The 22,700-nt window shown below is 72.9% G+C and carries 22 protein-coding genes and 2 tRNA genes; 8 read left to right on the top strand and 16 right to left on the bottom strand.

Annotated elements, in window-relative coordinates:
- Nucleotides 1–46 precede the first annotated feature (46 nt).
- The gene (locus tag ACFV61_RS01625; protein WP_063348514.1) at nt 47–946 is read left to right on the top strand and encodes a phosphoribosylaminoimidazolesuccinocarboxamide synthase; all 900 of its coding nucleotides are present in this window, start codon (nt 47–49) and stop codon (nt 944–946) included.
- 51 nt (nt 947–997) lie between these two features.
- Here the strand turns inward: ACFV61_RS01625 and ACFV61_RS01620 are convergent, their stop codons facing one another.
- The 7 genes from ACFV61_RS01620 to ACFV61_RS01590 all read right to left on the bottom strand — a co-directional run bounded on the left by ACFV61_RS01620 (nt 998) and on the right by ACFV61_RS01590 (nt 5,627).
- On the bottom strand, nt 998–1,618 hold the full coding sequence (locus ACFV61_RS01620) for a response regulator transcription factor (protein ID WP_350876631.1): 621 nt from the start codon (nt 1,616–1,618) through the stop codon (nt 998–1,000).
- A 28-nt stretch (nt 1,619–1,646) separates the two neighbouring features.
- Complete coding sequence (locus ACFV61_RS01615) at nt 1,647–2,879, bottom strand: sensor histidine kinase (protein ID WP_063348516.1); 1,233 nt, start codon at nt 2,877–2,879, stop codon at nt 1,647–1,649.
- A 103-nt stretch (nt 2,880–2,982) separates the two neighbouring features.
- Nucleotides 2,983–3,816, bottom strand: coding sequence for an ABC transporter permease (locus tag ACFV61_RS01610; RefSeq protein WP_063348517.1), 834 nt, complete (start codon nt 3,814–3,816; stop codon nt 2,983–2,985).
- Entirely contained in the window at nt 3,813–4,826 is a 1,014-nt protein-coding gene (locus ACFV61_RS01605) for an ABC transporter ATP-binding protein (RefSeq protein ID WP_380339112.1), read from the bottom strand. The genes ACFV61_RS01610 and ACFV61_RS01605 overlap by 4 nt, the downstream gene beginning before the upstream one ends.
- Nucleotides 4,827–4,984: 158 nt before the next feature.
- Nucleotides 4,985–5,060, bottom strand: a tRNA-Gly gene (locus ACFV61_RS01600).
- A gap of 39 nt (nt 5,061–5,099) precedes the next feature.
- Nucleotides 5,100–5,172 (bottom strand) — tRNA-Gly (locus tag ACFV61_RS01595).
- Between the two features lie 137 nt (nt 5,173–5,309).
- Complete coding sequence (locus tag ACFV61_RS01590; RefSeq protein ID WP_063348519.1) at nt 5,310–5,627, bottom strand: Lsr2 family protein; 318 nt, start codon at nt 5,625–5,627, stop codon at nt 5,310–5,312.
- 467 nt (nt 5,628–6,094) lie between these two features.
- Between ACFV61_RS01590 and purS the strand changes: the two genes are divergently transcribed.
- The 4 genes from purS to ACFV61_RS01570 all read left to right on the top strand — a co-directional run bounded on the left by purS (nt 6,095) and on the right by ACFV61_RS01570 (nt 10,195).
- The gene (gene purS / locus ACFV61_RS01585) at nt 6,095–6,349 is read left to right on the top strand and encodes a phosphoribosylformylglycinamidine synthase subunit PurS (RefSeq protein ID WP_045692676.1); all 255 of its coding nucleotides are present in this window, start codon (nt 6,095–6,097) and stop codon (nt 6,347–6,349) included.
- On the top strand, nt 6,346–7,047 hold the full coding sequence (gene purQ, locus ACFV61_RS01580; protein WP_350876623.1) for a phosphoribosylformylglycinamidine synthase subunit PurQ: 702 nt from the start codon (nt 6,346–6,348) through the stop codon (nt 7,045–7,047). Before purS ends, purQ begins: the two co-directional genes overlap by 4 nt.
- Complete coding sequence (gene purL / locus ACFV61_RS01575) at nt 7,047–9,302, top strand: phosphoribosylformylglycinamidine synthase subunit PurL (protein ID WP_063348521.1); 2,256 nt, start codon at nt 7,047–7,049, stop codon at nt 9,300–9,302. The genes purQ and purL overlap by 1 nt, the downstream gene beginning before the upstream one ends.
- A gap of 65 nt (nt 9,303–9,367) precedes the next feature.
- Nucleotides 9,368–10,195, top strand: a complete 828-nt coding sequence (locus tag ACFV61_RS01570) for a sterol carrier family protein (RefSeq protein WP_380339104.1) — start codon at nt 9,368–9,370, stop codon at nt 10,193–10,195.
- 19 nt (nt 10,196–10,214) lie between these two features.
- Here the strand turns inward: ACFV61_RS01570 and ACFV61_RS01565 are convergent, their stop codons facing one another.
- Nucleotides 10,215–11,093, bottom strand: a complete 879-nt coding sequence (locus ACFV61_RS01565) for a DUF3152 domain-containing protein (protein WP_380369818.1) — start codon at nt 11,091–11,093, stop codon at nt 10,215–10,217.
- Nucleotides 11,094–11,215: 122 nt separating this feature from the next.
- On the opposite strand from ACFV61_RS01565, the gene ACFV61_RS01560 reads away from it, so the two are divergent.
- A complete protein-coding gene (locus ACFV61_RS01560; RefSeq protein ID WP_063348524.1) occupies nt 11,216–11,635 on the top strand; it encodes a DUF3151 domain-containing protein in 420 nt (139 codons plus the stop codon).
- A 114-nt stretch (nt 11,636–11,749) separates the two neighbouring features.
- Here ACFV61_RS01560 and fbaA read toward each other — a convergent pair whose 3' ends face one another.
- Entirely contained in the window at nt 11,750–12,772 is a 1,023-nt protein-coding gene (gene fbaA / locus ACFV61_RS01555; protein ID WP_063348525.1) for a class II fructose-bisphosphate aldolase, read from the bottom strand.
- Nucleotides 12,773–13,114: 342 nt separating this feature from the next.
- Here fbaA and ACFV61_RS01550 point away from each other — a divergent pair, with 342 nt between their 5' ends.
- The gene (locus ACFV61_RS01550; RefSeq protein ID WP_079135742.1) at nt 13,115–13,834 is read left to right on the top strand and encodes a DedA family protein; all 720 of its coding nucleotides are present in this window, start codon (nt 13,115–13,117) and stop codon (nt 13,832–13,834) included.
- A 101-nt stretch (nt 13,835–13,935) separates the two neighbouring features.
- Here ACFV61_RS01550 and pyrE read toward each other — a convergent pair whose 3' ends face one another.
- The 5 genes from pyrE to ACFV61_RS01525 all read right to left on the bottom strand — a co-directional run bounded on the left by pyrE (nt 13,936) and on the right by ACFV61_RS01525 (nt 19,808).
- Nucleotides 13,936–14,472: an orotate phosphoribosyltransferase gene (gene pyrE / locus ACFV61_RS01545; protein WP_280673778.1), complete on the bottom strand. Its 537-nt coding sequence runs from the start codon at nt 14,470–14,472 to the stop codon at nt 13,936–13,938.
- A 30-nt stretch (nt 14,473–14,502) separates the two neighbouring features.
- Complete coding sequence (locus tag ACFV61_RS01540) at nt 14,503–15,486, bottom strand: SRPBCC family protein (RefSeq protein WP_380369822.1); 984 nt, start codon at nt 15,484–15,486, stop codon at nt 14,503–14,505.
- A gap of 93 nt (nt 15,487–15,579) precedes the next feature.
- A complete protein-coding gene (locus tag ACFV61_RS01535) occupies nt 15,580–17,214 on the bottom strand; it encodes a polyamine aminopropyltransferase (RefSeq protein ID WP_380339096.1) in 1,635 nt (544 codons plus the stop codon).
- Nucleotides 17,215–17,353: 139 nt separating this feature from the next.
- Nucleotides 17,354–17,884: a DUF2617 family protein gene (locus tag ACFV61_RS01530; RefSeq protein ID WP_380489437.1), complete on the bottom strand. Its 531-nt coding sequence runs from the start codon at nt 17,882–17,884 to the stop codon at nt 17,354–17,356.
- A gap of 508 nt (nt 17,885–18,392) precedes the next feature.
- Nucleotides 18,393–19,808 (bottom strand): amidase, encoded by a 1,416-nt coding sequence (locus ACFV61_RS01525; RefSeq protein ID WP_380489436.1) that lies wholly within the window; start codon nt 19,806–19,808, stop codon nt 18,393–18,395.
- 91 nt (nt 19,809–19,899) lie between these two features.
- On the opposite strand from ACFV61_RS01525, the gene ACFV61_RS01520 reads away from it, so the two are divergent.
- Complete coding sequence (locus ACFV61_RS01520) at nt 19,900–20,514, top strand: TetR/AcrR family transcriptional regulator (RefSeq protein WP_380489434.1); 615 nt, start codon at nt 19,900–19,902, stop codon at nt 20,512–20,514.
- On the opposite strand, the gene ACFV61_RS01515 is transcribed toward ACFV61_RS01520, so the two are convergent.
- Nucleotides 20,494–21,654 carry a pyridoxal phosphate-dependent aminotransferase gene (locus ACFV61_RS01515; protein ID WP_063348531.1) on the bottom strand — a complete coding sequence of 387 codons (1,161 nt, stop codon included), beginning with the start codon at nt 21,652–21,654 and terminating at the stop codon, nt 20,494–20,496. The genes ACFV61_RS01520 and ACFV61_RS01515 overlap by 21 nt on opposite strands.
- 119 nt (nt 21,655–21,773) lie before the next feature.
- On the bottom strand, nt 21,774–22,331 hold the full coding sequence (locus tag ACFV61_RS01510; RefSeq protein ID WP_063348532.1) for a YbjN domain-containing protein: 558 nt from the start codon (nt 22,329–22,331) through the stop codon (nt 21,774–21,776).
- Nucleotides 22,332–22,700: the final 369 nt, after the last annotated feature.

Here is a 22,700-nt window from a genome sequence, read left to right as displayed (position 1 = left end):
TTCGCGCGCCCCACGCCCGCGAACGACCCCTGAGGACTGAGACACCTTGAGCGGATTTGTCACCAAGCCCGAGCCGGTCCAGGTGCCCGGCCTGGTCCACCTGCACACCGGCAAGGTGCGCGACCTCTACCGGACCGAGTCGGGCGAGCTGGTCATGGTCGCCAGCGACCGGATGTCCGCCCACGACTGGGTGCTGCCGAACGAGATCCCCGACAAGGGTCGCGTCCTCACCCAGCTGTCCCTGTGGTGGTTCGAGCGGATCGCCGACATCGTCCCCAACCACGTGATCTCCACCGAGGTCCCGTCCGGCGCCCCCGCCGACTGGAAGGGCCGCACGCTGATCTGCCGCAGCCTGGACATGGTCCCGGTCGAGGCGGTCGCCCGCGGCTACCTGGCCGGCTCCGGCCTGGCCGAGTACCAGGAGAACCGCACGGTCTGCGGCATCGCCCTGCCGGAGGGCCTGGAGAACAGCTCCGAGCTGCCCGCCCCGATCTACACCCCGGCGCTCAAGGCCGAGGTCGGCGAGCACGACGAGAACGTCTCCTACGAGGAGACCGCCCGCCGGATCGGCGCCGACCTGGCCGCCCAGCTGCGCCGCACCACCCTGGACGTCTACGGCCGGGCCCGGGACATCGCCCGCGACCGCGGCATCATCCTGGCCGACACCAAGTTCGAGTTCGGCCTGCTGGACGGCGAGCTGCTGATCGGCGACGAGGTGCTCACCCCGGACTCCTCCCGGTACTGGCCGGCCGACGAGTGGCAGCCCGGCCGCTCGCAGCCGTCCTTCGACAAGCAGCTGATCCGAGACTGGCTGGTCTCCCCGGCCTCCGGCTGGGACCGCTACAGCGAGCAGCCGCCGCCGGAGCTGCCGGCAGAGCTGGTCGAGCAGACCCGCGCCAAGTACATCGAGGTGTACGAGCGGCTGACCGGCACCGCCTGGGCCTGACGCCCGGCCGCCCGCGAGCCGGTGCCCGGTCCTGGACCGATCTGGATCGGCCTAGATCCAGCCGTGCTCGCGGGCGATCCGCACCGCCGCGTGCCGGTTCTCGGCGCCCAGCTTCCCGGCCGCCGAGGACAGGTAGTTGCGGACGGTGCCGGGGGACAGCGCCGCCCGTTCGGCGATCTCGGTGATCGAGGTGCCGTCGGCGGCCAGTTCCAGGACGTCCGTCTCGCGCGGGGTGAGCGGGGTCTCGCCCGCGCTGATCGCGTCCGCGGCCAGCTCCGGGTCCACGTACCGGCCGCCGGCCCGGACGGTCCGGATGATGCCGGCCAGGTCGGCCGCCGAGACGGTCTTCGGCAGGAAGCCGCGCACCCCGACCTCCAGCGCCCGCTTGAGGTAGCCGGGGCGGCCGTGGCCGGTGACGATCATGCAGCGGCAGTCCGGCAGCAGCCGGCGCAGTTCGGTGGCCACCTCGATGCCGTCCTTGCCGGGCATCTGGAGGTCCAGCACCGCGACGTCCGGGCGGTGGGCCTGCGCCATCGCCAGCGCCTCCGGCCCGGAGCCGGCCTCGGCGACCACGGTGATGTCCTCCTCCAGGGAGAGCAGCGCGGCCAGCGCGCCCCGGATCAGGTGCTCGTCGTCGGCGAGCAGGACGCGCACGGGTGCGGGGTCGGTCATCGGGCGGTCCTCCGTCGGTGGGTGCGGGTCAGAGCGGTACGGCGGCGAGCATCCGGAAGGTGCCCTGGGCGGTCTCGGGGATGGTCAGTTCGCCGTCGTGGGCGGCCAGCCGTTCGCGCAGGCCGCGCAGTCCGGTGCCGCCGCCCAGCGAGGGGAGCGGGACGGCGGGCACCCCGTCATTCTCCAGCTCCAGGACGGCGCGGCCGTCCTGGAGGTCCAGCCGGATCAGGCAGTGGGCGGCCTCGCTGTGCCGCAGCACGTTGGTGGTGGCCTCGCGGATCACCCAGCCGAGCACCGACTGGATCGGCGGCGGCAGTTGGTCGGCGTTCTCGCCGAGGTCGATCTCGCAGGCGACGTCGGCGCTGCGGAGCACCGCGCGGGCGCCGATCGCCTCGGCGTGCAGGTCGGCGGTGCGGTAGCCGCGGATGACGTCCCGGACCTCGCGCTGCGACTCCTGGGCGATCCGCTGCACCTCGGCCATCTGGTCGGCGGCCTCCGGGCGCCCGCGGCGGGCGAACTGGACGGCGAGTTCGCTCTTGAGCGCGATGGTGGTGAGGTTGCGGCCCATCACGTCGTGCAGGTCGCGGGAGAACCGCAGCCGCTCCTCGGCGACGGCCAGCCGGGACTGGGCCTCGCGGGCGGTCTCCAGTTCCCAGATGATCGCGGTCACCCAGGCGAAGCTGCGGCAGGTGCCGACGAGGGCGGTCAGGCTGATCGCCGCCCCGACCGCCAGTCCGGCCGTGGTGGCGGGGCTCACCCCGGTCAGCAGCATCGCCGGGGCGGTCAGCAGGATCAGGCCGAGTCCGGCGGGGAAGACCTGGCGCAGGGGCAGGCCCACGCTGATCGGACCGATGGCGGCGCACAGCATGGCGATGGCGATCGCCGCGGTGAACGGCGTTCCTCCGGGCTGCCCGGATTCGGCGGCGGACGGGCCCAGCAGCAGGACGGCCCAGGAACCGGCGACCGAGAGCGCGCTGTTGACGATCAGCCAGCGCAGGTGCTCGGCGGGGCGGTGCAGGTAGTGGTCGAGCGAGGTGCGGAACGCCCGGAGGCAGAGCAGGGTGGACGCGAGCGAGACGACCAGGGTGACCCGGACGGCGCCGACCGACCGGTCGAGGTTCGCGACGGAGGAGGCGCTGAGCACCAGGTTCACCGGAACGATGCACCAGGCCACCATGTAGAGCGACCAGCGGAAGTACAGCTCGGCGCGTTGGGGCTTGCCGAAGCCCTTCCATCTGCGAACCGGCCCCTGGACGGCCATCGAATCGCTCCCCGTATCGATCAAGATCGTGTCGCTACCTTCATATCAGAGGCGGAACGGGGGTCTGACCTTCGCACTTCCAGAGAGGGCGCCCGCCGGGGCGTCAGCGGCGCGACTCCCAGCGGAAGTAGCGCACCGCGCCCCAGACCGCCAGGCCGAGCCAGACGGCGCCGGTCACCAGGTGCGGGGCGGCGGTGGACCAGGTGCCGGCGAAGCCGGTGGCGGCGGCCGAGCCGTCGCTGCCGGTCCAGCCGATCCGGATCAGCTGGAAGGCCGGGGTGGTGGGCAGCAGGCGGCAGAAGTCGGCCAGCCCGGGGGGCATGATCTCCAGCGGGATGAGCAGGCCGGAGCCGAACTGGGAGACCAGCAGCACCGGGAGGGTGGTGATGCCGGCGGTCTCGACGGTCTTGGTGAAGGCGCTGGAGATGGCGGCCAGTGCGATGAAGACGGCGATGCTCAGGACCAGCCCGACGGCCAGCAGCAGCGGGTTCACCGGCGTGCTGAGCTTGAGGAGGGCGGCTGCGCCGACGCCGACCACGGCGCACATCATCAGGGCGAGGCTCACCGAGGGCACCGCCGTGCCGGCCAGGATCTCGATGTCCCGGGCCTCGCCGGTGCGCAGCCGCTTGAGCACCAGCTCGTTGCGGCGGGCGACGTACGCGGCGGTCAGGTTGTAGTAGACGACGAAGGCGAGGATGCCGCCGATGGTGCCGGTGATCAGCAGCGTGTCGACGTCCAGTCCGGGGTGGGACTCGGCCTGCTGCTTGAGCATGTTGCGCCGGCCGGCGATCAGCAGCAGCGGCAGCAGCAGCGCGGTGAACAGGGCGGCCCGGTTGCGCAGCAGCAGGGTGGCCTCGGCGCGGCCGAGGGAGAGCAGTCGGCGGGCGGTGGTGCTCTGCGGGCCGGCGGCGGTCTTGGCGGCGGTGGCGGTGGTCATCGGGCGGATCCGATCAGGCGGCGGCGGGCGGTGCGGGCGGTGGGGGCGGCGGGCGACTGGGGCGGGGCCTGGTGGGCGGCCTCGGAGGCGATGGCGAGGAAGGCCTCCTCCAGCGAGGCGCTGCGGGCGTCCAGGGAGCCGAGCGCGATCCCGTGCTGCTGGGCCCAGCCGAGCAGTTCGAAGAGGGTGCGCTGGAGGCCGCCGGTCTGCACGGTGACCTTGCGGCCGTCGACGGCGATCTCGGCCCCGGCGAGGACCGGCAGCGCGGTCCCGGTGAACTCGGGGAGGTCGAAGCTGATCCGGGAGGGCCGGCCGGCGATCACCTCGGCGACGGTGCCGGTGGTGACGACCCGGCCGCCGTGCATGATGGCCAGCCGGTCGGCGAGCTCCTCGGCCTCCTCCAGGTAGTGCGTGGTGAGCAGCACGGTGGTGCCCTGGGCGCGCAGTTCGCGGACCAGCCGCCAGACGGCGGCGCGCGCCTCGGGGTCGAGGCCGGTGCTGGGCTCGTCCAGGAAGAGCACCTCGGGGCGGCCGAGCAGGGCCATCGCGAGGTCGAGCCGGCGCCGCTCGCCGCCGGACAGCTGCTTGACGCGGACGTCGCGGCGGTGGCCGAGGCCGACCAGCTCCAGGGCCTCGTCGACCGGGCGGGCGCCGCTGGTCATGCCGGCCCAGCTGCGGCCGGTCTCGGCGATGGTGAGGTCGCCGGGGAAGCCGCCCTCCTGGAGCATGATGCCGATCCGCGGGCGGACGGCGGCGCGCTCCCGGTGGGGGTCGTGGCCGAGCACCCGGACGGTGCCGCCGGACGGGGCGGCCAGGCCCTCGATGAGCTCCATGGCGGAGGTCTTGCCCGCCCCGTTGGTGCCGAGCAGGGCGAACAGCTCACCGCGGCCGACGGTCAGGTCGATGCCTCGGACGGCGTGGTAGCCGGTGGTGCCGGTGCCGTAGTGGCGGTGCAGGTCGGTGACCTCGATCACGCTGTCGCCGGGGCGCAGGGGCTGGCTCGTTTCCATGGCTCAAGCCTTCCGCCTCCCCGGTCGGGCGGGCAGTGCGCGCCGTCATGAACCGGCGGTGGAGATCCACGGGTCGGCGATGACAAATGTCATGGGCCCGGGATCAAGGTGGCGCGGGAATGCCGAAAGGCCCCCTCGATCGAGGGGGCCTTTCGTTCTGGAGCGGACGACGAGATTCGAACTCGCGACCCTCACCTTGGCAAGGTGATGCTCTACCAACTGAGCCACGTCCGCAGGTCTAACTATGGAGTTGTGCTGTGCTCGCACACTGCGAGCGGACGACGAGATTCGAACTCGCGACCCTCACCTTGGCAAGGTGATGCTCTACCAACTGAGCCACGTCCGCACGGTGCCTGGTGGGGCACCCGCCGCCTCTTCGGATCTCTCCGTTGCGGCGACGAGGATTACTCTACAGCATCGTTCGGGGTGGTCGCCCCACCCTTTCGGTCCAGGCGGGCGGGGCGACCGGGGTGCCCGGGGCGGTCAGTTCGCCTCGGCGAACTGCTCGTACACGTGCTTGGGGATGCGTCCGCGGGCCGGCAGCTCCATGCCGCGCGACAGGGCCCAGGCGCGCACCGCGGCCGGGTCCGGGGTGAGCGCGGTGCGGCGGAAGGACTTTCCGGTGCGGCTCTGGCGGCGGCCGGCCGCGACGAACGGAGCGAGGGCCTCCCGCAGCTTTTCCGCGTTGTCCACGGACAGGTCGATCTCGTACGACTTCCCGTCGACGCCGAAGTGGACGGTTTCCGCCGCGGCGCCGCCGTCCAGGTCGTCGGAGAGCGTGACAACTACACGCTGAGCCATGGGTGTCAATCCTCTCGGGCAATTCGGCCGCCGGTCCGCGGGGTGCGTCCGGGGGCCTGATGTGCACCACTCGCGCAAGCGCATACGGGCAGGCCTGGTGGCCCGCCGGATACGCAGCACTTGCCGCGACAGGTGGCCCTATTCTGCACCCGAAGGGGGTCGAAATCGAAGAGTCCGGCATTCTTTTCCGGATATTCACGTGTCTTCGCCGGAGTGCCGGATACCGGAGTGCGGGACGGGTCGATCTGTCCCGGAGTGCCGTATTCGGGTGTTCTTCGGGTGTTCTCGTTTCGGGGGCCGAATCCGTGGAAACCGCGCGGCCCCGCCGGGGGTTCACGGGCGTGGATCCCTTGCCGCGTAAGGGTCTCGGGTCTACGCGCGTCGCCTGCCCCGGCCAGCAATCCCGCCCGAAACCCCCGGTAGTCTGGAGTTCCCCCGCCTCACCGAAGACACCACCGGGAGTGCCAGTGGCACGCGTCGTAGTCGACGTCATGCTCAAGCCGGAGATCCTCGACCCCCAGGGCCAGGCGGTGCAGCGTGCACTGCCCCGTCTCGGATTCACCGGGATCGCCGACGTCCGCCAGGGCAAGCGTTTCGAGCTGGAAGTGGAGGGCCCGGTCGACGACGCCGCGCTCGCCCGTATCCGCGAAGCCGCCGAGACCTTTCTCGCCAACACCGTGATCGAGGACTTCACCGTCCGCGTCGAGGAGGCGGCGAAGTGACCACCCGCGTTGGCGTCGTCACTTTCCCCGGCTCCCTCGACGACCGTGACGCCCAGCGCGCGGTCCGCCTGGCCGGCGCCGAGCCGGTCGCGCTCTGGCACCGTGACAAGGATCTCCACCAGGTCGACGCCGTCGTCCTGCCGGGCGGATTCAGTTACGGCGACTATCTGCGCTGCGGCGCGATCTCCCGCTTCTCGCCCGTGATGGACACCGTCATCGAGCAGGCGAAGCTGGGAATGCCGGTCCTCGGTATCTGCAACGGCTTCCAGGTGCTCTGCGAATCGCACCTGCTGCCCGGCGCGCTCACCCGCAACGACTCGCTGCACTTCGTCTGCCGCGACCAGAAGCTGCGCATCGAGAACACCGGTACCGCCTGGACCCGGGATTACTCGGCGGGCCAGGAAATCGTCGTTCCGTTGAAGAACGGCGAGGGCCGGTTCGTCGCCGAGGAGCGCGTCCTGGACCAACTGGAGGCGGAGGGCCGGGTGGTGGCCCGTTACGTGGCCCGCGGCGATGCCGCTGACGGATACGGTAACCCGAACGGTTCGTACCGCGACATCGCCGGCATCACCAACGCCGCCGGCAATGTCGTCGGCCTGATGCCGCACCCGGAGCACGCCGTGGAGCCGCTCACCGGTCCGACCGTCGAGGGCCTGGGCTTCTTCACTTCCGTCCTGAAGCAGCTGGTGAACGCCTGATGAGCCTCGACACCGTCAAGAACGCTGAGCAGACCCCGGACGTCGCCCAGCCCTGGGCCGAACTCGGCCTCAAGGAGGACGAGTACACGCGCATCCGCGAGATTCTCGGCCGCCGCCCGACCGGCGCCGAACTCGCGATGTACTCGGTCATGTGGTCGGAGCACTGTTCGTACAAGAGCAGCAAGGTCCACCTGAAGCAGTTCGGCGACAAGAAGCCCGACTCGGACGCGATGCTCGTCGGCATCGGCGAGAACGCCGGTGTGGTCGACGTCGGCCAGGGCTACGCCGTGACCTTCAAGGTCGAGTCGCACAACCACCCGTCGTACATCGAGCCCTACCAGGGCGCGGCCACCGGCATCGGCGGCATCGTGCGCGACATCCTCGCGATGGGCGCCCGCCCGGTCGCCGTGATGGACCCGCTGCGGTTCGGTGCGGCCGACCACCCGGACACCCGGCGCGTGCTGCCCGGGATCGTCGCGGGCATCGGCGGCTACGGCAACTGCCTGGGCCTGCCGAACATCGGCGGCGAGGTCGTCTTCGACTCCTGCTACCAGGGCAACCCGCTGGTCAACGCGCTGTGCGTGGGCGTCATGAAGCACGAGGACATCCACCTCGCGCAGGCCTCCGGCGCCGGCAACAAGGTCATCCTGTACGGAGCCCGCACCGGCGGCGACGGCATCGGCGGCGTCTCCGTGCTCGCCTCCGAGACCTTCGACGACAGCAAGCCGACCAAGCGTCCGGCCGTCCAGGTCGGCGACCCGTTCCAGGAGAAGCTCCTGATCGAGTGCACCCTGGAGATCTTCCGGGAGAAGCTCGTCAAGGGCATCCAGGACCTGGGCGGCGCCGGCCTGTCCTGCGCGACCTCGGAGCTGGCGAGCGCCGGCTCCGGCGGCATGCGGGTCGAGCTGGACACCGTGCCGCTGCGCGACAACACGCTCTCGCCCGAGGAGATCCTCATGAGCGAGTCGCAGGAGCGCATGTGCGCCATCGTCGAGCCCGGCAAGGTCGACCGCTTCCTGGAGATCTGCGAGAAGTGGGACGTCATCGCCACCGTCATCGGTGAGGTGACCGACGGCGAGCGCCTGGAGATCTTCTGGCACGGCGAACTCGTCGTCGACGTGCCGCCGCGCACCGTCGCCCACGAGGGCCCGACCTACCAGCGCCCGTACGCCCGCCCGAGCTGGCAGGACGCGCTGCAGGCCGACGCCCCCACCGGCGAGCGGCTGGCCCGCCCGACCACCGGCGAGGGCCTCAAGGCCGACCTGCTGAAGGTCGCCGGCTCCCCGAACCAGGCCTCCAAGTCCTGGATCACCGACCAGTACGACCGCTACGTGCTCGGCAACACCGTGCTCTCGGTCGGCGAGGACTCGGGCATGATCCGGATCGACGAGGAGACCAACCTCGGCGTCTCGGTCGCCACCGACGGCAACGGCCGCTACACCAAGCTGGACCCGTACACCGGCGCCCAGCTGGCCCTCGCCGAGGCCTACCGCAACGTCGCGGCCGGCGGCGCCAAGCCGCTCGCGATCTCCGACTGCCTCAACTTCGGCTCCCCCGAGGACCCGGACGTGATGTGGCAGTTCGCCGAGGCCACCCGCGGCCTGGCCGACGCCTGCCTGGTGCTCGGCACCCCGGTCACCGGCGGCAACGTCTCGCTGTACAACCAGACCGGCGAGGTCGCCATCCACCCGACCCCGGTGGTCGCGGTGCTCGGCGTCATCGACGACGTCACCCGGCGCACCCCGGCGGCCTTCGCCGAGGAGGGGCAGCTGCTCTACCTGCTCGGCGACACCGCGGACGAGCTCGGCGGCTCGGCCTGGTCGCAGGTGGTCCACGACCACCTCGGTGGTCTGCCGCCCAAGGTCGACCTGGAGCGCGAGCGGCTGCTCGGCGACATCCTGATCGCCGCCTCGCGCGACGGCATGATCGACGCCGCGCACGACCTCTCCGACGGCGGCCTCGGCCAGGCGCTCGTGGAGAGCTGCCTCAAGGGCGGCCACGGCGCGCGGATCATCGTGCCCGAGGGCGCGGACCCGTTCGTGTTCCTGTTCTCCGAGTCGGCCGGCCGCGCCGTCGTGGCGGTGCCGCGCAGCGAGGAGCTCCGGTTCAACGACATGTGCACCGCGCGCGGCCTGCCGGCCACCCGCATCGGTGTCGTGGACGGCGAATCCCTGGACGTCCAGGGCCAGTTCACCGTCTCGCTGGCCGAGCTGAAGGACGCCCACACCGGCGTCATCGAGGCTTTGCTCGCCTGACCCGCACGGTTCGAGGGGCGGACGGTCCGACGGGGCCGTCCGCCCCTCGGCGTATGTTGGGGGCCATGCCCCCCAAGCCCCGTACCTACCAGCCGCAGAAGGTGCGCACCGCGCTCGCGGCGCAGACCGGCGCGCTGCGCGACGCCGTCCGGCAGCTCTGTGAACGCCCGGACGCCGAGCAGTGGTTGGCCCGGCCGACCAGGCTGGGGGAGTGGACGGTCCGCGAGCTGATCGCGCACCTCGCCGTCCAGCTCGACTTCGTCCCCGAGCACCTCGACGATCCGCTGGAGGGGCGGGCGCCGCTGGACCTGCCGGGGTGGGTGGCCGCGGTCGGCACGGTCGCGCCGCTGCTCGACGAGCAGGCCCGGGCGAGGGCCGCCGGCGACTTCGGCGGGGACGCGGCCTCGGTGGCGCAGGCCTTCACCCGGGCGGCGGACGCGCTGACCGGCCTGCTGGACCGGCCCGAAGCCGCCGACCCGGTACGGCGGTTCGAGATCCGGCTCGGCTCGATGACACTCGCCGACATGCTGGTGACCAGGCTGGTGGAGGCCGTCGTGCACGCCGACGACCTGGCCGCCGCGCTCGGCCTCGACGGCTTCCCGCACGACCGCCAGGCCGTCGCCGCCGTCACCCGGCTGCTGGCCGACGCCTTCGCCGACCGCACGCCGGGCGGCGCGGTCGAGCTGCGGATCCCGCCGTACGCCGTCGTGCAGGCCGTCGAGGGCCCCCGGCACACCCGGGGCACCCCGCCGAACGTGGTCGAGACCGACCCGCTGACCTGGATCCGGCTGGCCACCGGCCGGGCCGACTGGGCGGCCGCGGTGGACGCGGCGGCGGTCTCCGCCTCCGGCGAGCGCAGCGACCTGCGGGAGTACCTGCCGGTGCTCGGGTAGCCGCGCTTCAGGGGGCGTCCTACGGCACCGACGGCCCGCTGAGGTAGGTGCCGTTCTCCGAGTACGGCCAGGCGTTCGGCTCGCAGCCCTTGAGCCCGTAGATCTGCTGCATCATCGCGGGCGCCGGCTTGCCCGGGCCGGGGCAGGTCTCGTGCCCGTGGCCTATCCGGTGGCCGACCTCGTGGTTGATGATCAGCGCCCGGTACTCGTCGAGCGGGCCGCTGAACTGCGGTGAACCGGTGTTCCAGCGCTTGGAGTTGACGAGCACCTGGTTGCCGACGTTGCAGTTCACCTCGCCGTGGGTGTCCAGGCCGGAGGCGCCGCAGATCCGGTCCACGGTGGCCGGCGAGGCGATCTTCACGGTGAAGTCGTACCCGCCGCCGGCGACCAGCTGGAAGCCGTTCTTGCGGTCGTTGGTCCAGCCGCGCTTGTCGCCGAGGAAGCCGTGGATCTGGGCGGCGGCGGAGGCGGCGTCGATGCCTATGCCGTCCTCGACCTCCACCCGGTAGCGGCGCACGGTGCCGCGTCCGACCGGCTGGGCGGTGGCGGCGGCGATGCTGAAGGTGCCCGCGCCCTTGGCCGGGCCGGGGTCGGGCGTGGTGGGGGCGGGCGGCGAGGGCGGGGCGGGGGGCTCGCTCGGGGTGTCGGTCGGCGTCGGGGTCGGTGTCGGGCCGGCGGGCGAGGGGGCCTGTTCGGTCGGCGGGGCGATCCGCGCCTGGGCGGTCGGCCCGCCGTCGGGCGCGTCCGAGGAGCGGGTCAGCACGACCGCCGTACCGCCCAGCACCGCCACCGCCGTGACCAGCGCCGCGAGCATGCCGGGCCCGAGCCGGCGCGGCGGCCGGCGGCGTCGGCGGCCGCGGGCACTGCTGCTCCTGGCGGCGGATCTGGCTGCGGGCATGATCGACACCCTGACATGGCGAACGGGTGAATGTCCACATACCGGGTATGCAGGCGCCCGGCGGCCGCCGCCGATCCCGGGACGGCGGTTGACCCTGGCGTCTCGGGTGGCAGACTGCCTGCATGGCGATTCACCGGAATCTTCTCGACGGCCCCGACCCGACCCTTCTCCCGGAGGACGAGCAGCCCTACCGCATGCTGGCGGAGGAATCGGCCTCACCCACCCAGGTGGCCGCCGACTTCCCGACCTTCTGCCTCGCCTGGGCGATGCTCGCCGACGACGCCTACGCGGCCGGCCGCTACGTCGAGTCCTACGCCTACGCCCGCACCGGCTACCACCGCGGCCTGGACGCGCTGCGCCGCAACGGCTGGAAGGGCCACGGCCCCGTGCCGTGGGAGCACCGCGGCAACCGCGGCTTCCTGCGCTGCCTGGCGGGGCTCGCCCGGGCGGCCGGCGCGATCAAGGACACCGAGGAGGAGGCCCGCTGCTGGCAGTTCCTGAAGGACAGCAGCGCGGAGGCGTACGCGGAGCTGAAGCAGTAGACCCGCACGGCTGCCGAGGCAGCAGACCCACAACACAGGTGCGCCCCCCGGTGAAGTCCACCGGGGGGCGCATCCGCGTTCACACGGTGGCCGGGCTCAGCCCGGCCACCGGGCTCACTTCAGGCGGTTGCCGGCCGAGCGCAGCTGCTGCGCGGCCTCCAGCACGCGGGCGGCCATGCCCGCCTCGGCGAGCTTGCCCCAGGTGCGCGGGTCGTAGGTGTTCTTCTTGCCGACCTCGCCGTCGACCTTCAGCACGCCGTCGTAGTTGCGGAACATGTGGTCCACGACCGGGCGGGTGAAGGCGTACTGGGTGTCGGTGTCCAGGTTCATCTTCACGACGCCGTTCTCCAGCGCGGTGGCGATCTCCGCCGCGGTCGAGCCCGAACCGCCGTGGAAGACGAAGTCGAACGGGTCGGTCTTGCCGTACTGCTTGCCGATCGCGTCCTGCAGCTCGCGCAGCAGCTCCGGCTTCAGCACGACGTTGCCAGGCTTGTAGACGCCGTGCACGTTGCCGAACGAGGCGGCCAGCAGGTAGCGGCCCTTCTCGCCCAGGCCCAGCGCCTCGGCGGTGCGCACGGCGTCGTTGACGGTGGTGTACAGCTCGTCGTTGATCTCGTGCGTGACGCCGTCCTCCTCGCCGCCGGTCGGGGTGATCTCGACCTCAAGGATGATCTTGGCGGCGGCGGCCTGGGCCAGCAGCTCCTGGGCGATCGCCAGGTTGTCGGCGAGGGTCTCGGCCGAGCCGTCCCACATGTGCGACTGGAACAGCGGGTTCTGGCCCTTGGCCACGCGCTCGGCGGAGACCGCCAGCAGCGGGCGGACGTAGCCGTCCAGCTTGTCCTTCGGGCAGTGGTCGGTGTGCAGCGCGACGGTGATGTCGTACTTGGCGGCGACGATGTGCGCGAACTCGGCCAGCGCCACGGCGCCGGTCACCATGTCCTTGTTGTGCTGGCCGCCCAGGAACTCCGCGCCACCGGTCGAGATCTGGATGATGCCGTCGCTCTCGGCCTCGGCGAAACCACGCAGTGCGGCGTGCAGCGTCTGCGACGAGGTGACGTTGATGGCCGGGTAGGCGAACTTGCCCGCCTTGGCCCGGTCCAGCATCTCGTTGTAGACCTCGGGAGTTGCGATGGGCATTCGATCCGCTCCTGTCGGGTTGCGGCGTACGGACGGTGCTGTCCGACGCTGTGTACGCCTTCGGTACGACTCCGTGCCGGCCGCCGACGCGCGGCGCTGCGGTGTGGCTCTCCGGCACCAAGGTTCGAGCGACCTCCGCGGTACGGCAATGAGGGTGGTGTGCCGCTGCGGACCGGACGCCCGTGCCATCCTCCCAGACTCGTGCCCGCAGGTCAGCAGGAGCCCGCCAGTCGGACCGTCGCCGGCGACGACGCGGACGGCCCGCTCCTACGACGTTCGGCGGACACCGGATACACCTGCCGGGCGAAGCCTCCGGACAGAACGGCCAGCTATCCTGCGGCCGTGGACTACAACCAGCTGGCCGTCAACCTTCTCGACGCCAAATCACTGATCTCGTCCGTCGGCGCCATCGGGCTGATCGCGATCATCTTCGCGGAGACCGGCCTGCTGGTCGGCTTCTTCTTCCCGGGTGACTCACTGCTGATCATCGCCGGCGTCGCGGCGTCGAACGCCGCCTCGTCGGTGCTCGGCGACGGCGCCAAGCTGCCGATCGCCGTCCTGCTCGTCGGCGCCCCGGTGGCCGCGGTCGCGGGGGCCCAGCTCGGGCACCTGATCGGGGTCAAGGTCGGGCCGAAGATGTTCGACAAGCCCGAGTCGAAGATCTTCCGCCGCGAGTACGTGATGAAGGCGGAGGAGTACTTCAACAAGTTCGGGCCCGGCAAGGCCGTGGTGCTGGCCCGCTTCATGCCGATCGTCCGGACCTTCCTCAACCCGGTCGCGGGCACCCTGGAGATGCCCGCCCGGACGTTCTTCCTGTGGAACGTCGTCGGCGGCGTGCTCTGGACCGAGTCCATGCTGCTGATCGGCTACTTCTTCGGCGACGCGCTCGCCCCGGTGATCGACAAGTACCTGATCCCGGCGGTGCTGCTGATCGTCCTGCTCTCGATCTCGCCGATCCTGATCGAGGTCCTGCGCGAGCGCAAGAAGCGGAAGGCCGGCGGCGCCGTGGAGAGCACCGAGGCCGACGCCGTGCAGAGCGGCGGCCGCCACCGGCGCGGCTGAGCACCGGGGCTTCGCGCAGTGCACGCGAAGGGGCCGGGTCCCGTCTCACGTTTCACGTGAAACAGGACCCGGCCCCTTCGTGCTGTCAGGTCCGGCCGGGCTCAGAGGCCCAGGTCGTCCAGGGTGTAGGCGGTCACGTACGGCAGGCCCTGCGCCTCGACCGCGGCCGCGCCGCCGCGCTCCACGATCACTGCGACGCCGACCACCTCGGCACCCGCCTCGCGCAGCGCCTCGACGGCGGTCAGCACCGAGCCACCGGTGGTGGAGGTGTCCTCGACCGCCAGCACCCGGCGGCCCTTGACCTCCGGGCCCTCGATCCGGCGCTGCAGGCCGTGCGCCTTGCCCGCCTTGCGGACCACGAAGGCGTCCAGCTCACGCCCGCGCGCGGCGGCGGCGTGCAGCATCGCGGCGGCCACCGGGTCGGCGCCCAGGGTCAGACCGCCGACGGCGTCGTACTCCAGGTGCGAGGTCGCGTCCAGCATCACCCGACCGACCAGCGGGGCGGCCTGGCCGTCCAGCGTGATCCGGCGCAGGTCGACGTAGTAGTCGGCCTCCTTGCCGGAGGAAAGGGTGACCTTGCCGTGTACGACGGCCTTGTCCTTGATCTGTGCCAGCAGGGCGTCGCGGTCGTTGCTCATGAGCGTCCAGTCTAGGCCCTCTCCCGCCGGTCAGCGCCGACGCAAGGCCCTGACCAGCACCACGGCGCCACCCAGCAGCGCGACCCCGCCGCCGATCACCCACGGCACCGCGCTGCGGCCGCCCGAACCCGGCACCACGATCCCGCCGGCCTCGCCGCCCCACCGGGACGCCGCCCGGGCCCGGGCACTGCGGGCCGGCAGCGCCGGGGCGTACCGCCCGCGCGGCGGCGCGTGGTCCACCTCCTCGGCCGAGCGGCCGACGATGCTGCGGCGCACCGGGCCGCCGCCCGCCGGCTCCTCCTCGTACTCGAAGAGCGGCTCGGCGGGGAGCTCCTCGGCGACGCCCTCCTCGGGCCCGTCCTCGTCGCCGCCGCCGGTGGGCAGGCCGAAGCGCTCGGCGTCGGCGTCGGAGAAGGCGATCAGGTCGGACAGGTCGTCGTCGAGGTCGTCGCCGGGCTGGTCCTGGTGCTCCTCGATGAACACCACGCCGGCGTCGGTCCCGGCCTCGGCTTCGCTGCCGGTCTCCGGGTCGCCCTCGCCGTCGTTCTCGCTCTCCGGCTCGGGCTCGGCGTCCGGGGAGGCGAGCGCGGTGGCGAACCGGTCCAGCAGGCGGCGCCCGGCGGCGTCGAGGGTCTCCTCGTCGAACTCGGTGAGCCGGCCGGTGGCGCTCAGGTCGCCGGTGAAGCGGACCACCGCGGTGCCGTCCTCGGCGCCGTCCGCGACGCTGACCCGGACGGTGGCGGTCGCCTCGCCGCTGCCGCGGGCCTCCTGGCCCTCGGCGAACACGGTCAGCACGCCCTCGCGTCCCTCGATCAGGGACAGCACGCCCTTGTACGTGATGGTGGAGCCGCCGATGCGCAGCTTCAGCCGGCCGCCGATCTCCTCCGCCGGCCCTGCGCCGACCGCGGCCGGTTCGGTGCTCAGCCCCGGCACGCTACGGGCCAGCAGAGCCGGATCCTGCAAGGCCTGCCGCACCAACTCGGCGGGCATCGGGACGACAACCTCATGCTCCATGTCAGGGAGCCTACCGACCCGACCCCGCCCGGTCCCTACCCACCGCCACCCGACTTCCCCGGGACCACCGGTGTCCCGCCCCGCGCCCCCGGTTCAGCGGGGGCCGAGCAGGGTGAGGGCGGCCGGGGGGTGGGCGGGGCGGAGGGCGGCGAGGCGGGTGGCGGAGCCGCGGAGGGCGTCGGGGGTGAGGGCGCGGGGCGGTGGGGCGTCGGGGGCGAGGGTGAGCGGGGGCCGGGCGGCGGCCGCGAGGAGGAAGGTCTGGGCGGCGCCCGGCGGGTCGGGGCGGCAGCTCGCGGTGGCGCTGCCCTGGACGGCGTACGGGACGGTCTGCAGCCCTGCCGTGCGCAGGCCGGACTCGATCGGCCAGAGGCCGCCCGGGTCGCCGCCGGCCCGGACGGCGACGCGGCCGCCGGGGGAGAGCAGCCGGGTGGCGAGGCCGTAGAACTCCTGGGAGTGGAAGGTGACCGGTCCGCCGTCGGCGGGCGCGGGCAGGTCGGCGAGCACCACGTCGTACGGTCCGCCGGTCGTGGCGCCGCGCAGCCAGGCCATCGGGTCGGCGGCGGTGGCGTGGACGCGCGGGTCGTCGAGGGAGTGGTCGGTGAGGGCGGCGAGCCCGGGGTCGGTGCGGGCGAGCCGGGGGAGTGCGGGGTCGGCGTCGACGAGCCGGACGGAGCGGACGCCGCGGTGCCGGAGCACCTCGCGCAGGGCGAGGCCGTCGCCGCCGCCGAGGAGCAGGACGCGGGCGTCCGGGCCGGCGGCCATCGCCGGGTGGACCAAGGCTTCGTTGCCGCGGTACTCGTCGGGTCCGCAGACGGTGAGACGGCCGTTCAGGTAGAGCCGGAGCGGGCCTTCGGCGGGGCCGGTGAGCACGATCTCCTGGGAGTGGCTGCGGGCGGCGAAGCGGACCTGGGCGCCGTAGAGGGCGTGCCGGGCGGCGCGTTCGATGGCGCCGGAGCCGGCGGCGGCCGCGGCGAGCAGGGCGAGGACGAGCGCGCAGCCGCCCCAGAGCAGGAGCCGTATCCGGGGGGCGGGTTCCTCGCGGAAGAGCCAGAGCACGACGGCGGCTCCGGCGACGGCGTTGACGGCGCCGGTGACGAGGGCGCCGTCGCCGGGCCCGAGGCCGGGGAGGATGAGGAAGGGGAAGGCGAGGCCGCCGATCAGCGCGCCCACGTAGTCGGCGGCGAAGAGGTCGGCGGCGGCGCGGCCGGCGTCCTCGCGCCGGATCCGCTGGATGAGGGTCATCAGGAGCGGGATCTCGGCGCCGATGAGGATGCCGATGAGGCAGGTGAGGCCGACCATGGCGGCCTGGTAGCGGCCGATCCAGGCCCAGCAGGAGTAGAGCGCGAGGACGGAGAGGCCGCCGGTGAGCGCGAGGGCGCATTCGACCAGGGCGAAGGCGGTGGCGGGCTGCCGGGTGAGGCGTTTGGCGAGGAGCGAGCCGAGGCCCATCGCGAACACCATGACGGAGAGCACGACGGAGGTTTGGGTGACCGCGTCCCCGATCAGGTAGTCGCCGAGCGCCACGAGTTCGAGTTCGTAGACGAGTCCGCAGGCCGCACAGACGAACGCGGCGAGCAGGACGGTGAGGCGGGCCAGTCGGGGGTGGGAGCGCAGCCGGGACCGACGGCGGGCGGGCAGGGGGGCGAGGCTCCGCCCGGGCCGGGGTGGGGCGCCGTCGTCGAGGTCCACTCGCGAGCGGGCGGGTGGACCGGCCGGATGGTTGATCACGAACAAACGCTAGGGGACGTTCGGGACGGATAGCTGCGCCCATTCGACGGACAGTGCGGGACGCCGGATTGACGAATCGTTCCTGCGTGCGATTCATAGGCCATGGAGGGATCCGTGACCCTGGTCGGGCGGCCGGCGGTCATGCCCCGGACACCACCAGCGAGGAGCGGGTGCAGACCAGCCGGCCCTCCTGCGGGTAGGCGTGCCAGGTCCGCCAGAGCAGCCGGTCGGCGCCGCCCTGGGTGACCAGCGCGGTGAAGGCGCTCGGGTCGCCCGGGAACACCCCGGCCAGGCCGCGCGGGTGGCCCTCGACCAGGGCCAGCAGTTCCTGGGCGCGGGCCGCGAAGTCGTACGGGAGCAGCGCCTCGATCCGGGCCGCGAACTCGTACTCCCAGCCGCCGACCTGCTTGGCCACCCGGGCCGGCAGCGGGGTGCGGCGGCCGGGCAGGCAGGCGACGGTCTCCAGGCACTCGCCGGGGCCGGCGGCGATCACCACCTGGTGCGAAGCGCCCAGCAGTCGCAGCTGGAGGGTGCCGGCCGTGGCGGGGTGGCCGCCTCCGTCGAGTCTCAGGTCGCGGACCGCGAGAGCGGGCAGCGGGTCGCCGCCCAGGCACCAGGCCAGGTCACCGGCGCGGGTGTCCGTGTAGGAGGTCTGCAGTGTGGTGAGCATGCTCGGCTCCGCGTTTCAGCTCCGTGCGCGCCCGCCGAGCAGCACCGAGTAGGCCTAGGCGATGGCGAGGCTGTTCGTGGCTGTGCGGCCCTGGGCGCGGCCGACCGTGGAAGGAGGGATTCCGGCTGGAGATTCAGCAGCAGAGAAGCATGAATACGCCGGGTCCGCCGGTGATTTACCCAACTTTGTCAAGCATTCACCGTTTCGAGCACACCTGCTTCCCGGCTCTGATCGACCCGGTGTGCGACTCTGCACAGCGCGCGCCCCTATGGCCGGGTCGTGCGCCGTGCACGCTGGTAGTGCGCCGGGCACGCGCCTCGTGCGCCACCGCCCTGCACGCACCGGGCGGGCAGGGCGGTCGGAGCGTTCCGCCGAGGTTGAGGGAATTGCCTCACAGGCATCATTCAATCGTCAACCAGGTGTCAACCAGGCATGACTGTCAGGCGAGTTGAGGAAGTCCAGCCCGCTCGCCGGGCCATCATTGCTCCCCTCACGGCCGGGGGTCGATTCACGGCCGGGGGTCGATCGGCGCGAGGACCCCGAGCCGGTCCTCGACCGCCTGCGCCGCCTCCAGGCAGAGGTCCTCCCGGAACGCCCGCCCGACGAGCTGCACCCCGGTCGGCAGTCCGTCGGCCAGGCCGGTGGGCACCGCCACCGCCGGCAGCCCCGCGAAGCTGGTCACCTTGCACAGCCGCATCGCCGTGCGGACCAGCTCCCACCCGGCCGCGTCCCGGGACTCGATGCCCGGCTCGACCGGCGGTTCGGTGAACACCGGTCCGAGCAGCAGCGGGTACTCGTCCAGGAATTCGGCCCAGGAGCGGCGGATGCCCAGCCAGCTCCCCATCAGCTCCATGAGCTCGGCGGCCGTCGCGGGCGGGGTGCGGGCCATCGTCAGCTCGATGTAGCGGTCGCCGCCCGGGCCGAGCAGGGAGCGTACGGCGGGCCACTTGGGTGCGAACTCCGTCATGGTGATCCGGTCGCACACCTCCAGGGCCTCGTCGAGCCGCGGGACGTCCGCCACCTCGCACACGTCGTACCCGGCGTCCCGCAGCGCCGCCGCCGCGCGCTCGACCGCGGCCCGGACGGTCGGGTGGACGCCGTGGCCGCCCGGATCGGCCACCACCGCGACCTTCACCGGCCCGGGCAGCGGCTCGCCGTAGCGCGGCACGGGCAGGGCGCGAGGGTCGCGCGGATCGGGGCCGGCCAGCACCTCGTAGGCCAGCCGCAGGTCGGCGACGCTCCGGGCGAGCGGGCCGTCGGAGACCAGCCACTGGGAGGCCGGCCCCGGGTCCTGCGGCCCGAACGCGCGGTGGTCGGCGGGGAAGCGGCCGCTGGACGGGTTCAGCCCGGCGACCCCGCAGAACGAGGCCGGGACGCGGACGGACGCGCCGGAGTCGTTGCCGAGCCCGAGCGCGGCCAGGCCGGTCGCGACGGCCGCGCCGTCGCCGCCGCTGCTCCCGCCCGGGGTGCGGCCGCGGTCCCACGGGTTGGCGGTGTCGCCGTAGAGCTCGCTGCGGGTGTGCATCCCGGCCAGGATCATGGTGGGCATGTTGCTGTGCCCGATCGGTACGGCCCCGGCCGCGCGCAGCCGGGCGACCGGGGGAGCGTCGGCCCGCGCCACCAGGTCGCGGAAGCGCGGCACCCCGAAGGTGGTGGCCACGCCCTCGATGGCGGTGGTCTCCTTCACGGTGAACGGCACGCCCGCCAGCGGGCCGGGGTCCTCGCCCGCGGCCAGGCGCCGGTCGAGCTCCTGGGCCTGTGCCCGGGCGCGCTCCGCCAGGACCTGGGTGACGGCGTTCACCTGCGGGTTCACCGCGCCGATCCGCTCCAGGTGGCTGTCGAGCAGTTCGACGGCCGAGACCTCCTTGCCGCGTACCGCCGCCGCCTGCGCGGTGGCCGTCAGTCGCCACAGGGCGTCCTGCATGACGTACTCCCCTCCTCGTTCCGATGCGCTCGTATCGGTACCGTAGCCTGGGAACCGATACGAGTGCATCGAATAAATCGGAGGGGCGCCCGTGCCCAGACAGGTGGACCACGACGGCCGACGCCGACGGATCGCCGAGGCCGTCTGCCGGCTCGCCGACGAACGCGGCCTGGAAGGGGTGACCCTGCGCGACGTGGCCGACCGCGCGCAGGTGTCGACCGGCGCCGTCCAGCGCTGCTTCCGCACCAAGGACGAGATGCTCCGCTTCGCCCTCGGCCACGTCGGCGAGCAGATCACCGCCCGGGTCCAGGCGTACCCCGCCGACGACCCGGCGCCCTCGCCCGCCGCCGCCCTGGCACACGCGGCCGCCGAGGTGGCGCTGCTCGGCGACGGACAGCGCTCCCAGGCGCGGGTCTGGCTGGCCTTCGTCGCGCAGGCCGCCGTCGACGAGCGGCTGGCGGGCCCGCTGAACGCCGACTACGCCGCCCTGGAGGGCCTGTTCGCCCGGCTGATCGCCGAGGCCTCGCCGACGGCCGGGCCGGACGCCGCCCGGGAGGCGAAGACGCTGCTGGCCCTTGCCGACGGGCTCACCACGCACGTCCTCGTCGGCCGCCTCACCGCACCCGAGGCCCGGGCGATCCTGAACGCCCACCTGTCCGGCCTCGGGCGGCGGCCGGGCGACGGCTCAGAGGCGCTGGAGCCGTGACACCGCTTCCTCCAGCACGGAGTCCTGCTTGCAGAAGGTGAAGCGGACCAGGCTGCGGCCGGCCTCGGTGTTGTCGTAGAAGACGGCGTTCGGGATGGCGACGACGCCGCAGCGCTCCGGCAGGGCGCGGCAGAACTCGATGCCGTCCTTCTCGCCGAGCGGGGTGATGTCGGTGGTGATGAAGTACGTGCCCTCGGGGGTGAACACCCGGAAGCCGGCCGCGGTGAGCCCGTCGACCAGCAGGTCGCGCTTGCGGAGCAGGTCGGCGCGGAAGCCGTCGAAGTAGCTGTCGGGCAGCCGCAGCGCCTCGGCGACGGCGTACTGGAAGGGGCCGGCGCTGACGTAGGTGAGGTACTGCTTGGCCGTGCGGACGGCCGTGACCAGGGCCGGGTTCGCGGTGACCCAGCCGACCTTCCAGCCGGTGAAGGAGAAGGTCTTGCCGGCGGAGGAGATGGAGACGGTGCGCTCGCGCATGCCGGGCAGGGCGGCGATCGGGTGGTGGGTGGCGCCGAAGACGAGGTGCTCGTAGACCTCGTCGGTGACGACCAGCAGGTCGTGTTCGACGGCGAGGGCGGCGATGGCGGCCAGCTCGTCGGCGGTGAGCACGGTGCCGGTCGGGTTGTGCGGGGTGTTGATCAGCAGCAGGCGGGTGCGCGGGGTGATCAGGGTGCGCAGTTCGTCCAGGTCGGGGCGGAAGTCCGGGGCGCGCAGGGTGAGCGGGCGGCGGGTGGCGCCGGCCATGGCGATGCAGGCGGCGTAGGAGTCGTAGAAGGGTTCGAGGGCGATCACCTCGTCACCGGGCTCCAGCAGGGCGAGCAGGGTGGCGGCGATGGCCTCGGTGGCACCGGCGGTGACCAGCACCTCGGTGTCCGGGTCGTAGGAGAGGCCGTGGAAGCGCTGCTGGTGCTCGGCGATCGCGGCCCGCAGCTCCGGGATGCCGGGGCCGGGCGGGTACTGGTTGCCGCGGCCGTTCAGCACGGCGTCGGCAGCGGCCCGGGCCACCGAAGCCGGGCCGTCGGTGTCGGGGAAGCCCTGGCCGAGGTTGATCGAGCCGGTGGCCGTGGCCAGGGCCGACATCTCGGCGAAGATGGTCGTCCCCATACCGGCCAGTCGGCGGTTCAGCAGCGGCCTGTTGCCCATCGGTGGCTCCTCACGCGTCGTCGTCGGCCCCATCCTGGGTCAGCCGGGGGCCGGGGACAAGGACGGCCCGACCACCTGGGGCCAAGTGGTCGGGCCGTGCGCTCGCGGGGCGGGCAGGGTCACGCCTCGTTGGTGCCCTCGGGGGTCTCGCCGTCCTCGCCCTCGATCTCGTTCTGCAGGCCGAGGCGCTCGACGATCCACTGCTCGAAGCCGACGGCGGCCTGGGTCCAGTTGGCGGTGGTGGTGACGAAGTAGTCCAGGTTGACGCCGGTGCCGACGATCATCTGGGCCTCGCCGATCAGGCGGACCACGCCGTCCTCGTGGGTGTGGGTGTAGACCTTGGGCCAGAGGGTCTCGCGGTTCCACTCGTCGATGAGGTCGAGGATCTCGCCCTTCTTCTCCAGCGGGTACGCGCGGTCGTAGAAGGCGCGCACCGCGAAGAGCTCCTTCTGCTCGCCGCGGAACATGTAGTAGACGCGGAAGCCCTCCCAGGGGGCGGTGAGGTCGCCCTCCTCGTCCACGACGTGCTTGAGCTGCATCTGGTCCAGCAGCTGGGTCACCAGGCCCTGGTCCGGGACGATGATCGGCGGCGGGCCGGCCGGCCGCCCCTGGTCGCCGGGCTGGCCGCCGCCCTGGGGCGCGCCGAACGACGGGATGGACGACGGGTCGATGCTCATGGGGTCCTCTTCCTCAGTGCACGTGGTGGCCGGCAATGAGAGGCCGCCCTTTCCACTTCCCATCCTGCCTCATCCGGGGCCTGCCTCACAGGGGCACCCGGCCGCGCGTCGATCTTCGTCCGGGGCGCTCCTACGCCCGCCGCAAGCGGTGATGGTGACGGAGCGTGTCCGGCTGGAGGGCCGCCGCGGCCGGGGCGCCGGCGGGGCGCGGCGGGGTGCGGTCGTGGCCGAGTGGGTCATCAACTGTGCTGTGCTGCAAGGGTGTTGACCGGGGGGGGGGGGGGGGCGCGCGGGGGCGGGGCGGGCGGGGGGGGGGGGGGGGTGCGCGGGCCCCGCGCCGCGCGCGAGGGAGGGGGGCGGCGCGCCCCC

Source organism: Kitasatospora sp. NPDC059817, from assembly GCF_042731835.1.
GTDB lineage: Bacteria > Actinomycetota > Actinomycetes > Streptomycetales > Streptomycetaceae > Kitasatospora.
The sequence above is the reverse complement of the archived record's forward strand: the minus strand, read 5'-3'. Positions and strand labels throughout refer to the sequence as shown.